The sequence below is a fragment of the Pseudomonas sp. 8Z genome (genome assembly GCF_902506535.1).
Lineage (GTDB): Bacteria > Pseudomonadota > Gammaproteobacteria > Pseudomonadales > Pseudomonadaceae > Aquipseudomonas.
In genome coordinates, this window is the sequence record NZ_LR733824.1 from 647547 (window position 1) to 659903 (window position 12357).

Annotated in this window: 10 protein-coding genes; 8 read left to right on the forward strand and 2 right to left on the reverse strand. The window is 60.4% G+C overall.

The window, feature by feature from the left end; translation table 11 throughout:
* Positions 1 to 261 precede the first annotated feature (261 nt).
* The 5 genes from AERO9A_RS02930 to AERO9A_RS02950 all read left to right on the forward strand — a co-directional run bounded on the left by AERO9A_RS02930 (position 262) and on the right by AERO9A_RS02950 (position 7006).
* Positions 262 to 2736, forward strand: a complete 2475-nt coding sequence (locus AERO9A_RS02930) for a TonB-dependent receptor (RefSeq protein ID WP_256665838.1) — start codon at positions 262 to 264, stop codon at positions 2734 to 2736.
* Positions 2737 to 3001: 265 nt separating this feature from the next.
* Positions 3002 to 4915, forward strand: a complete 1914-nt coding sequence (locus AERO9A_RS02935) for a phytase (protein WP_159970408.1) — start codon at positions 3002 to 3004, stop codon at positions 4913 to 4915.
* An 88-nt stretch (positions 4916 to 5003) separates the two neighbouring features.
* Complete coding sequence (tolQ, locus tag AERO9A_RS02940) at positions 5004 to 5720, forward strand: protein TolQ (RefSeq protein ID WP_159970409.1); 717 nt, start codon at positions 5004 to 5006, stop codon at positions 5718 to 5720.
* 13 nt (positions 5721 to 5733) lie between these two features.
* A complete protein-coding gene (gene tolR / locus AERO9A_RS02945; protein WP_159970410.1) occupies positions 5734 to 6177 on the forward strand; it encodes a protein TolR in 444 nt (147 codons plus the stop codon).
* Position 6178: 1 nt separating this feature from the next.
* Positions 6179 to 7006: an energy transducer TonB gene (locus AERO9A_RS02950; protein WP_159970411.1), complete on the forward strand. Its 828-nt coding sequence runs from the start codon at positions 6179 to 6181 to the stop codon at positions 7004 to 7006.
* Between the two features lie 18 nt (positions 7007 to 7024).
* On the opposite strand, the gene AERO9A_RS02955 is transcribed toward AERO9A_RS02950, so the two are convergent.
* The gene (locus AERO9A_RS02955) at positions 7025 to 8116 is read right to left on the reverse strand and encodes an endonuclease/exonuclease/phosphatase family protein (RefSeq protein WP_159970412.1); all 1092 of its coding nucleotides are present in this window, start codon (positions 8114 to 8116) and stop codon (positions 7025 to 7027) included.
* 122 nt (positions 8117 to 8238) lie between these two features.
* On the opposite strand from AERO9A_RS02955, the gene AERO9A_RS02960 reads away from it, so the two are divergent.
* Together AERO9A_RS02960 and AERO9A_RS02965 are read left to right on the forward strand one after the other, a co-directional pair.
* On the forward strand, positions 8239 to 9075 hold the full coding sequence (locus AERO9A_RS02960) for an SDR family oxidoreductase (RefSeq protein WP_159970413.1): 837 nt from the start codon (positions 8239 to 8241) through the stop codon (positions 9073 to 9075).
* 395 nt (positions 9076 to 9470) lie between these two features.
* The gene (locus AERO9A_RS02965; protein ID WP_159970414.1) at positions 9471 to 9974 is read left to right on the forward strand and encodes a hypothetical protein; all 504 of its coding nucleotides are present in this window, start codon (positions 9471 to 9473) and stop codon (positions 9972 to 9974) included.
* 42 nt (positions 9975 to 10016) lie between these two features.
* Here the strand turns inward: AERO9A_RS02965 and AERO9A_RS02970 are convergent.
* A protein-coding gene (locus AERO9A_RS02970) for an IS3 family transposase (RefSeq protein WP_159970415.1) occupies positions 10017 to 11104 on the reverse strand; the annotation gives its coding sequence in 2 pieces (ribosomal slippage) (positions 10017 to 10855 and positions 10855 to 11104; 1089 coding nt in all).
* Positions 11105 to 11696: 592 nt separating this feature from the next.
* On the opposite strand from AERO9A_RS02970, the gene AERO9A_RS02975 reads away from it, so the two are divergent.
* A complete protein-coding gene (locus tag AERO9A_RS02975) occupies positions 11697 to 12281 on the forward strand; it encodes a hypothetical protein (protein WP_159970416.1) in 585 nt (194 codons plus the stop codon).
* Positions 12282 to 12357 lie beyond the last annotated feature (76 nt).

Here is a 12357-nt window from a genome sequence, read left to right on the forward strand (position 1 = left end):
TGGCGGCGAGCGCATGGCCAGGCCGATAACGCCTGCCAGGCGGCGCATTGGCGCCGTAGCGGGGCGTTTGCAGGGCCGCCAGGCGGCGCTCTGGCTGCGTTTAGCGCGCGCTTGGGCGAGGTCAATTCAGCTCAAAACAGGTCGTAACCCGCTGTTTTCGGGTCTTGCGCGCTGGGTCTGTCATGCAAGTGCCACAAAGGATTTCTAGCGTTCGCTGCCATTGCCTGGTGTGCCAGGGACCATTGCAACGAGGAACTCAAGGTGGCAAAGCCATTGCGTCAAATCCGTAATGCCAGCTTTCACGTCAGCGTGTTGGCCCTGGCGATCAGCACCGCGCCTGCCTGGGCGCAAGAGGCAATCGAGCGTGTCGAGGTGATCGGCCAGGCGGCCAGCATCGATAACGCCCTGCAGGAGCAGAAGAACTCCGACAGCATCGAGAGCGTGGTGCACGCCGATGCCGTTGGCCAGTTGCCGGACGACAACGCTGCCGAGGCGCTGCAGCGCATCCCCGGCTTGTCGGTGGAGCGCGATCAGGGCGAAGGGCGCTTCGTCAGTGTGCGCGGCATCGCCCCGGATCTGAACAGCGTGACCATCAACGGCACCTTGGTGCCCGCGCCGGAGAGCGACCGCCGCGCGGTGGCGCTGGATGTGTTGCCATCGGAGCTGGTGCAGTCGCTGTCGGTGGTCAAGAGCCTGACCCCGGACATGGACGCCAACTCCCTGGGCGGCACCATCGAGGTGGAAAGCCTATCGGCCTTCGACCATGACGGCCTGTTCTACACCCTGTCCGGCGAGGCCAGTCACGACACCAATGTCAGCAAAAACAGCCCCAAGCTTTCCGGCGCCATCAGCGACCGCTTCAGCCTGGGCGATGGTGTGGACAACTTCGGCGTGGCCGCGGCCTTCAGTTGGCAGGATCGCAAGTTTGGCTCGGACAACGTCGAAACCGGTGGCGATTGGGAGTTCGACAATGGCGCACGGCTGAAGAAACTCGAACAGCGCGACTACGCCATCACCCGTGAACGCAGCGGTTTTGGTTTGAACTTCGACTATCAGCCCGATGACCTCTCCAACTACTACCTGCGCACCCTGTACAGCAAGTTCAAGGACACCGAAACGCGCAACTCGGCGGGGCTCAAGCTGGACGATGCCCAGGCACCGGGCGAGCGCGGTAATGGCGAGGGCTGGCGCGCGTTGAAGTCACGCGAAGAGACGCAGGAAATCCAGTCCTACGTGTTCGGCGGTGAGCGCATGATCGACCTGTGGACGATCAGCGGCCAGGCCGGTTACAGCCAGGCCTCGGAGACGAATCCGGGCGGCATCGCCAGCGCCAAATTCGTCGGTGACTTTACCGGCATCGGTTTCGATGGCACGCGCAAACCGGCGCTGAGCGTGGGCAGCGGGTTCTACGATCCGTCGTCCTTCGACCTCGACGAAGTGAAGTGGGAGGAGTCCGACAGCCAGGATCAGGAAAAGAACATCCGTCTGGATTTGGCCCGCGACTACGCGCTGGACGGCAACGCCGCCCAGGTCAAATTTGGCGGCAAGCTCAGCCGCCGCACCAAGACCAGCGACACCGAAACCTGGGTCTATGACAACTTCAGCGGCGTTGACCTAAGCGGCTTCCAGAGCGGCAGGGTCGATTACGCCCTGGGCAATTTCGGCAATGGCATCAGTGCGGGCGCGATCAAGGATCTGATCGGCGGGCTGGATCGCAATTCGTTCTATGACGAGGAAGATTCGCGCATCAATGACTTCGACATGCACGAAGACATCAACGCCGCCTACCTGATGAACACCCTGGACGTGGACGACTGGCGCTTTATCGCCGGCCTGCGTTACGAGGGCACCGAGTTCGAGGCCAAGGGTACTGGCCAGCGTGACGGCGTGTACCAGAACACCGAGAGCAAGAACCGCTACGACCACTGGCTGCCAGGCCTGCATGCGCGCTATCAGTTGTCGCCATCGACCGCGATTCGTGCCGCCTGGACCAACACCGTGGTGCGCCCGACCTTCGGCCAACTGGCGCCGGGTTTCGCCATCGACGGCAACGACGCCTCGTTCGGTAACCCCGACCTGAAGCCCTTGGAATCGATGAATTTCGACCTCGGCATCGAGCACTACATGGGCCGCGCCGGGGTGGTTTCGGCTTTCGCCTTCTACAAGGACATCGACAACTTCATCTACAACACCGACCTCGCCGGTTCTGGCGCCTGGGCGGGCTTTGACGAGGCGCTGAGTTTTGCCAATGGCAGTGGCGCCAAACTGTATGGCCTGGAGTTGGCCTACTCGCAGAAGTTCGACTGGCTGCCAGCGCCCTGGAACGGCCTGCTGGTGGGCTCCAACCTGACCTTGAGCCGCTCCGATGCGAGCATCGAAGGGCAGGGCGCCAAGCGCTCCATCGATCTGCCGAATCAGTCCGACACCGTCGGTAACTTCATGGTCGGTTGGGAGAACGAGCGCTTCAGCCTGCGCGTGGCGGCCAACTACAAATCCAGCTACCTGAACCAGATCGGCTCGGTGCAGGACAAGCGCCAGGATCTGTACGTGGACGACCAACTGTTCGTCGACATCAAGGCCGGCTACTTCATCACCCCAGAACTGCAGTTGAGCTTGGAGGCGCAGAACATCACCGACGAGTCCTACTACGTCTACAACGGCCGCCCCGGCTACAACGCCCAGTACGAGGAGTATGGCCCGACGTACAAGATCGGCCTGACGCTGACCCATTTTTGATGGCGGGGTTTTGAACGCCTGCGCCTTATCCGCCAGGGATTGGCGAGTGAAAGGTGAAGCTGCCGGCTGGCTGAATGAGTGATGTAGGAGGGGCTTTAGTCGCGAGCTTTTATCCAGACGCCAAAGGCTCGCGGCTAAAGCCTAATCCACACGATCACCGCCATATCGCAGGCAGTTTTGGGAAAAACGCAAAGCTGTATCCGGCGACCTGGAACACATTTCAGGTCACTGCAACCCGGTAATTGATCCAGGAAATTCTCAATCTATGCGACTGTTCAATCTGCCCCTGCTGGGGCTCTGTATCACCCTGGCCGCGTGCCAGAGTAACGAGGCGCCGCAGGCCGCTGCCGCTGCGCCTGCGCTGACCATCAGCGATCATCTGATCGCCACTGAAAACACCCAGTGGCTGGCGCCGCTGCCGTTTCTGGGCGGTGCCGAACGCTTGCAGATCAGCGCCAAGAGCCTGCAGTTGATCGATCAAGACGGGCAGGTCGTCAGTGAACTGCCGGGGCGTTTCGCCGCGCTCGACCATCGCGCCGACGTCGAGGGCGTGCTGGTCGCCACTGTCGACAAGAAACGCCAGCAAGCCCTGCTGACAAGGCTCGACGGGCAGCGGCAATGGAGCGCGCCGCGCTACCTGCCCAAGACCGATTTCGCCATCGAGGGGCTGTGTTTGTATCGCGATGAGGCGCGCAATGACTTGCTGTTTCTGGTCGGCGAGGAGGGTATTGGCGAGCAGTGGCTGGTGGCCGAGCGCGGCCAGCCCCTGGCGCAGGCGCGGCGCGTGCGTGCTTTGAGCTTGCCGCCGAGCAGCAGCCGCTGCCAGGTCGACGACCGTTCGGCCAGCCTCTACGTCAACGAAGAGGGCGTGGGGCTGTGGCGCTACGAGGCGGGCGCCGAAGCCCCCTTGCAGCGTGAACCCGTGGAAATGGTCACGCCGTTCGGTGCGCTGCAGGCATCTGCCGATGGCATGGCGGTGCTGCCTGATGCCTTGTTGCTGCTCGATGCCCACGCCGCCAATCTGCACCTGTTCCAGCGCCACGCCGAGCAGTGGCAGCGTGCCGGTGTACTCAGCCTGGCCAGCCTCGACAAGCCCGAGGGCATCAGCGCGCGGGCTTCGGCGCAAGGCCTCGACCTGCTGCTGGTCGACGAACAGGGCGCCCGCAGCGCCTCGCTGAACTGGCAACCGCACAAGAGCCCTGCGCCGCCGCTGATCCCGATGCTCACGCCGCAGGTGCAAACCGACGTGGCGCCGAGCCTGGGCGATGCCGCCGATGATCCGGCGATCTGGGTCAACCCGACTCACCCCGAGCGCAGTCGTGTGCTAGGCACCGACAAGCAGGGCGGCTTGCTGGTCTATGACCTGGCCGGCAAGCAGGTGCAGGACTTACGCGTCGGGCGCCTGAACAATGTCGACCTGCGCCCAGGTTTTACCCTGGGTAGCCGCCAGGTCGATCTGGCTGTGGCCAGCAACCGAGATACCAACAGCCTGCACCTGTTCGCCATCGACCGCAGCAGCGGCGTGCTTGCCGACATCGGCCAGGTCGCCACGCCGCTCAAGGAAATCTACGGCCTGTGCCTGTTCCAGAATCGCGACGGCGCCATCGATGCCATCGTCAACGACAAGGACGGCACCTTCCTGCAATACCGCTTGAGCGGCACGCATGGCAAGGCTCGCGGCGAGCTGCTGCGGCGCTTCAACACTGCCAGCCAACCCGAGGGCTGCGTTGCCGATGACCGCAATCAGCGCCTGTACATCGGCGAGGAAGACGTAGCGGTGTGGGCGCTGGATGCCCGCGCCGAGGCGCCAGCCACTTTCACCCAGGTGATCGCCGTGGGTGGCCCGCTCAAGGACGACATCGAAGGCTTGGGCCTCTATCACGGCGACACGCGCGACTACCTGGTGATCTCCAGTCAGGGCAACGACAGCTACGTGGTGGTCGAGGCGCAGGCGCCGTATCGGCTGCGCGGCAGTTTTCGCATCGGCCTCAATGCCGCACGCGGCATCGACGGCGCTTCGGAAACCGACGGCCTAGACATCAGCTCCGCCAACCTCGGCGGCCCATGGAGCAAGGGGCTGCTGGTTGTACAGGACGGTCGCAAGCGCATGCCCGAAGACAACCAGAACTACAAATACGTGCCCTGGACAGCGGTTGCCGCCGCGCTGGGGCTGGAGTGAGACGAGCGGCGTTGCACCTGTCATCGGTATGCAACGTCGCGGTTTTCCAATGAGAGCCCGAGGGCTCAAGCCATTGAAGGAAAGCATGATGCAAAACCAAGCCCATTTCGAACACATGACCATCTGGGGACTGATCAGTGATGCCAGCATCGTCGTACAGGTGGTGATGCTCTGCCTGCTGCTGGCCTCGTTGCTCAGTTGGTATCTGATCGTCCAGCGCGGCGCGGTGCTGCGCCGCAGCGAGCAAATGGCCAAGGCCTTCCTCAAGCGTTTTCGCACCGATGAAATCAGCGCCCTGTACCGCGAAGGCAGCCAACAAGAGCTGCCAAACGATGCCGCCCTGCAGCGTATCTTCCTGGCGGGTTACCAGAGCTTCAGCCAACTGCAGCCCTATGCCGCTGGCAGCCCGGACAGCGTGCTCGACGGCGTTGAACGCAGCCTGGCGGTGGCCATCGCCGAGCAGGAAGAACGTCTGGAAAAGGGCCTGCCGTTTCTCGCCACCGTCGGTTCGGTGAGTCCCTATATCGGCCTGTTCGGCACCGTGTGGGGGATCATGAATTCCTTCCTCGGCTTGTCCCAGGTGCAGCAGGCGACGTTGTCCACCGTGGCGCCGGGCATCGCCGAAGCACTGATCGCCACCGCCATCGGCCTGTTCGCGGCGATCCCGGCGGTGATGGCCTACAACCGCTTCTCGGCGCGCAGCCAGACGCTCATTGCCCGCTATTACGCCTTCGGCAACGAGCTGCAGGGCCGTCTGCATCGCCGCCTCAATGGCGCGGCGCCGAACGTCGCCGCCGCAGCCTGAGGAGGATCGCACGATGCTGGTTCGACCGACGCACAAGCACGGCCTGAAGGCCGAAATGAATGTGGTGCCTTATATCGACGTGATGCTGGTGCTGCTGGTGATCTTCATGGTCACCGCGCCGATGCTGGTGCAGGGCGTGCAGATCGAGCTGCCCAAGGTGGCCGCCGAGGCGCTGCCGACGCCGGGTGAGCAGCGCATCGTCACCCTCTCGGTGAAAGCCGATGGCAGCTTCTACTGGAACCTGGGCAGCGAGGTGAACATCGAGGCGCAGACCGACAGCGCCGTGGACAAAGACGAAATGCGCGAGAAGATCGCCGCTTTGGTCGCCGCCAGGCCCGATACCCAGGTGTATGTGCGCGCCGATCAGCATGCCGATTACGCCGCCGTGGTGGCCGGTATCGCCGAGCTGCAGCGCGGCGGCGTCAGCCACCTGGGCCTTATCACCGAGGCGCCCTGAAATGAGCAGCCTGACCCTGGAGATGCCCGCGTCCACTGCAGTCTGGCCGGCCTGGCGTGAACATGGCGTTGCCTTTGGCGTGGCGCTGGCCCTGCATGTTGGCCTGGCTTATGTGCTGTTCAGCCTGAGCCAGCCAATCACGCTGCCTACGCCCGTGGCCAAGGTGTTGACCACGCAACTGATTACCTTGCCTGCGCCTGTGCCACCAACCCCGGAGCCCGTCGCGATGCAGCCGCCTGTTCCCGCTCCGGCACCAGCACCGGCGCCCATACCTGAGCCGATAGTTGCCGCGCCGCCGCTGGAACAGGCCGATCTGGCCTTCAAACGGATGGAACAGCAGCGTGAGGAAAAGGTGCAGAAGCAGGCGCGTGAACGCCAGCAGCGCCGGGAAGAGGCGCAGCGCCAGGAACGACTGGCACGTGAAGCGCGCGCCCGAGAAGAACAGGCGCGTCAGGCGCAGCTCAAGGCGCAGCAACTGGCCCAGGCGCGCCAGGCCGCAGCCGAACGCCAGGCCGCGCAGGATGCCGCCGCCGCTGCCCGTGCCGAAGCCGAGGCGGCCAGTCGGCAATATCTGCCCATCGCCAAGCAGGCGCCGGACTACCCGGCCAAAGCGCTGCAACGCAGGATCGAGGGCGAATGCACCGTGGCCTACACGGTCAATGCCGCGGGCCGGGTGGAAGATCCGCGCGTGGTCGGCGACTGCCACCCACTGTTCGTCAAACCCTCGCTGGCGGCGGCCAAGACCTTTCGTTATCAGCCGCGCGTGGTCAACGGCCATGCCGTGGCCGTGGCCAACGTGAAAAACACCTTCAGCTACACGATTCAGTGAGGTCGACGATGATCGCGGCTACTGCCCGTGCGGCAGGAAGAAGCGGCCAATGACCGGCAGATGGTCGGAGATCGACAGCGTGTCGTGCTGGCGAACCTGGCTGCTGAAGGGCGTCAGTTGCTGGCTGTAGAACAGATAGTCGAGGGTGCGATCCGGGCCGCTGGCCGCCGGGTCGTTGGGGAAGTGGGTGTACCACTGCGCCTGCTCGCTACCATTGGCCTGCGACAGGCTGGGGATCATCGGGTAGCGGCTGGCCAGAGCCAGCAACTCACTGTCGGCGGTGTACCAGCCGCGTTGGCTTGGCGGCAGATGCTCAAACTGACCGGGCGGCAGCAGGTTAAGGTCGCCGCCGAGCAGCCAGGGCGCGTCCGTTTTCTGCAATTGCTGCAGCAGCTCATCGGTCATCGCCACCTGGCGCTGCATGGTGTCATCGCCCTGGGCGAAGGCATCGAAGTGCGTGTTGATGGCCACCAGCTCGCCGCCGCCACGGATCGGCAGGTAACTGACCAGCAGCGCGCGCTTGAGCTGGAATAAATGGCTGATCGGATTGCTGGGCGGCTCCGGCAGTTGCAGGCGCTCGGCGCGGGCGATCTGGAAGCGGCTCAGGGTGGCCAGCTTCATGCCGACGCTGCCGAGAATATGCGGGTGCGGGACGAAGCCCGCCTTCCAATAGAGGGCCTGGCTGGCGCAGGGATAAAGGTCGCCCAGGCGCTCTTGTAGCAGGGCGAGCTGATCCTGATAGTCGCTGGCGCGTGCTCCGTCGTGCACCTCCTGCAGCAGCACCACATCGGGCTTTTCATCCAGCAGGATGCGTACCACCTCATCGAGGGTGGTGGCCAGATCCTCACTGCTCGGGCGCTCGTCCGGGCCATCGCCACCGGGCAGGTCATACCAGAACACATAGTGCTTGCCCGCCAGGTACTGCACGTTCCAGGTCATCACCTTGAGCGCCTGGCCCGGCTGTAGCGGCGGCACCTGGCCGTTGCAGGCACTCGGCGCCTGCTCGCGCGCTTGCGGCTGCCAGGTCAGTGCATAAATCAGCGCACACAACGCGCCGAGCAGCAGCACCAGAGTGAGTGCGAACAGGCGGGCAAAGCGAGGCAAGGACATGGCAGTGGCGACGACTATGCTGGGAAGGTGGCGAGGATACCCGAGCGCGAGGCTGTGGCCCAGGCTGGGGCAATCTGGCATGTTCATGCTGTAGGCAGACAGGGTTGAAGGGGAGTGCGCAGATGCATCGCAAAGTATTCGCCAACAAGGTCTTCGAACGCAAAGTGGTGCTGGTCACGGGCGGCTGTGCCGGTATCGGACGTGCGCTGGTCATGCGGATGGCCCAGGCCGGTGCGCGCCTGGTCATCCTCGACCTCGACCAAGCCGCGCTCGATAGCCTGGTGCAGCACCTGGCCGACCACCACAATGCCGAGGCGCTCGGCCTGCTCTGCGACGTGGCTGACGCCGCTGCGGTGCAACGCGCGGTGGCGCTGACGATCGAGCACTTCGGCGGCATCGACGTACTGGTCAACAATGCTGGCGTCACCCACCGCAGCGCCTTCGCCGACACCCGCCAGGAGGTGTTTCAGCGGATCATGGCAGTCAACTACTTCGGCGCCCTGCATTGCACCCAGGCGGCCCTGCCCAGCCTCATCGCCCGCAGCGGCCAAATCATCGTACTCAGTTCACTGTCGGGCATCGCCCCGTTGCTCTACCGCAGCGCCTACAACGCCAGCAAGCATGCCCTGCATGGCCTGTTCGAAACCCTGCGCTACGAACTCAAGGGCTCGGGCGTGAACGTCATGCTGGTGTGCCCCGGCTTCACCGCCACCGACCTGCGCAAGAACGCCCTGGTCGGCGACGGCTCGGTGGCGGCGCAGCCTGCACTGGCGATGGGCAAAGTGGCCTCGCCACAAGACGTCGCCGAAGCGATCTACCACGGCGCGCTCAAGCGCAAGCGCCTGCTGGTACTGTCCAACGTCGACTGGCGTGCGCGGGTGCTGGCGCGCTTCTTCCCAAGACTGTTCGAGCGAGCGCTGCTGCCGCGTTTGTCCGGGCTCAAACCGTCGCGCTCCTGAATGTGCGTAAGACTGCTTGATGCGGGCGTGGCCCGTTTATGTGCAGGTGGCTCTGCTGCACGTTATGACATGCCGTGCTTGTTGCGGCTGCCCTGGGGGTCGCCTTTGTGCGAGTTAAGGCTTTCGCCAGCAAGTAGCGAGCAGGCACAGCAAACGGCGGATGGGAAAGCGCCATCCATCGACGCTGTACCCAGCGCCATGCTGGAGCAAAAAGAAGAGGTCAAGCGAATACGTTGGCAAGTCAGTTGAGGCGCGATAAGGTATTGATTTAAATAGATTTGCTTTGTGGTGGGAATGACGATGGTGCGGAGTTAGATGGAAGGCTCTACTATCGCGTTAGTACCGCCTTCCATCTAATCACTGTTAGGCATCAAAACAAACCATACGAGGAACGCATGAAAAAACCTTTGCTATTAATTGCCGGCGCAATTGCGTTTATAGCAACAATATTCTTTTCGCCACTTATCTTCCTATGGTTAACCCTATTAGGGCTTTGGCTATTCTATCTAATGTTTCGCGGAGCAATATACCGGTTGAATCACGGAAAAACCGAGCTAGAAGCACTCATTGAGGCACAAGACCAGAAATACAACACAAAATTCTCTACCAATAAACTGGGCTTCGGTACATTCTCAACCGGATATATTTGTTTTGATGCAGAAAATAAAAAAATCCTACTAATAAAATCCAAAGACAATATAAAAATTGTCGATTACCAATACATGAAATCCTGGCAACTCCATTACACCGAAGTATCAAAAAACGGTGTGCTTTCACACAGAGATGTACACTTCCAATTTTCTACGACCGACATAAACAATCCAACCGTGCGCATAGGCGTCCCATCCAAACGCTTTGGCGAAGACTGGAATAACAGACTAGATATAATATTTGGCTGACACGGTAATCCCCCCATTTTTAGTACCTGGCAGAAGTAGAGGTCAGGCCGCGAGGGCCAACTTCTGTTTGGGAGTGATACCTCCCAAGGCCATGTTTGGCCGTTCGTGATTGTATGTCCACACCCAGCGAGTTGCATGCTCCTGCACCTCGACGATGGACTCGAACAAGTAATGTCCCAGCCAGTCGTAACGCACCGTACGGTTGTAGCGTTCGACATAGGCGTTCTGCTGCGGATTGCCTGGTTGGATATGCTCCAGGCGGATGCCATGCTTTTCTGCCCAGAGAACGAGCTTGCTGCTGATGTATTCCGGGCCGTTGTCGCTGCGAATGGCTTGCGGCTTGCCGCGCCATTCGATGACTTGATCCAGTGCGCGCACTACTCGCTCCGTCGGCAGTGACAAGTCGATATCCATGGCCAGGGCTTCCCGGTTGAAGTCGTCGATCAGATTGAACAGGCGGAAGCTACGACCGTCGGCCAACTGGTCATGCATGAAATCCATCGACCAGCAGTGATTGATCGCTTCTGGCACCGCCAGCGGTTCGGGCTTCTCCCGCACGATGCGTTTGCGCGGCTTGATCCGCAGGTTCAGCTCCAGCTCCCGATAGATCCGGTACACCCGCTTGTGATTCCAGCGATAACCTTTCACGTTGCGCAGGTACAGGAAGCACAGGCCGAAACCCCAGTTGCGCTGGTTGTGCGTGAGGCGAATCAGGTGGTCGGCAATCTCTGCATTCTCCGAAGACAACTGCGACTGGTAGCGATAGCAGGTGACGCTAACTCCGAAGGCCTGGCACGCTAGCTTGATGCTGACTCGGCCCGAGCGAACTGCGCGCTGCGCCATCTCTCGACGCCGAGATGGCTTCACCACTTTTTTGCTATCGCTTCCTGAATGATCTCGGCCTTTAGGCGCTCCTCGGCATACATCTTCTTAAGGCGACGGTTCTCCTCCTCCAGCTCACGCAGCCGGGTCATCAACGAGGCGTCCATGCCGCCGAACTTGGCGCGCCACTTATAGAAAGTCGCCGAGCTGATGCCATGCTCGCGGCACAGCTCGGGGACTGGGCTGCCGGCTTCGGCCTGCTTGAGGATGGCGATGATCTGGCTGTCCGAAAAACGCGATGTCTTCACGCAAAATTTCCTTGATCCGATTAGGAGAAAATTCTACTTCTGACGAGTACTGATTTCAGTGGGGATTACCACACTCAATCAAACATCAGCGTGTTGAACGCCTAACAACTGGTTCAAATCGTTCGCTGCGCTCACTGGGACGGGCTAAAGCCCGCCCCTTAACCAAACGTTAGGCAATCAAGAAAGAATGACCAACCTTGAATTAGTGGCCGCACTCAAAGCACTTCCAGATGAAGATCTGGCGTTGGTACTCGGAATGGTGCTCCCAGAGCGTAATCCGTTCTCTAAAGAGCCAGAAGTGGTTAGATCCAGAATGTTTCTTGGCATATACACGGAGTACACGGATGAAAGCTCAATTAGCATCGTGGCCTACCCAAAGGATGGCGAGCGCGGGCCTTATTGGGGCTTTTGCCAATCTACTGAGTCACCAATTTCAGGCATAAACTTCGTTTCTCCCCAGAAGCAAGCTATATCGCCTCTAGACGAAACAAGAATAAATCTTACATAGCCTAACAACAGATTCAAATCGTTCGCTGCGCTCACTGGGACGGGCTAAAGCCCGCCCCTTAACCAAACGTTAGGCAAATCAAATATGATCGAAGTCCCCGCCTCTGCCATTACAGGCTCTTTAAGGGTTGGCCTACAGGTTGTTAGCAACTACAAGCGGCCAGTGCTTGAGGTATATCATCAGGTTTGCAACAGATTTGGCCCGGAGCAGGAGTTCGACATCCCTAACGGCTCTAATGGCGCACTTACAAAGCACAAGACACGATTTCAAGATATTTTTATTCAGTTTACGCTCATAAACATTGGCGGCGTTCGCGCAGAAAATGTGAACATAACTATTGAGGGCAACTTAAAGCGAAATTCTCCGAGAGAAACAATCGGAGGCCTCATAAATCAAACAGTCGCACAATTCGCGCCAGGTCAATCTCAACTTCTTTTTAAGTTCGACAATAACGATTTACTTGAATACGCAGAAGGCGGCGGCCTGCCACTGGGCCTGAAGAACCAGACATTCACATTAAATATTTACTATGACGCGCCGCCGGGAATCATTAACTGGTTATTATCTTTACCAAACAAGCTGCGCGGTAAAAAGAGATTCCACACCTCGTACATTTTCTCACCAAACACAGTATCCGGCGATCTTCCTCCCCCAGAATATGTTGCATAGAATGCCTAACAACTGGTATATGGACTCTCCCCACAAGTAGTGAGCAATAGCTTTTCGAACCTGTCGTCAGCGCGGT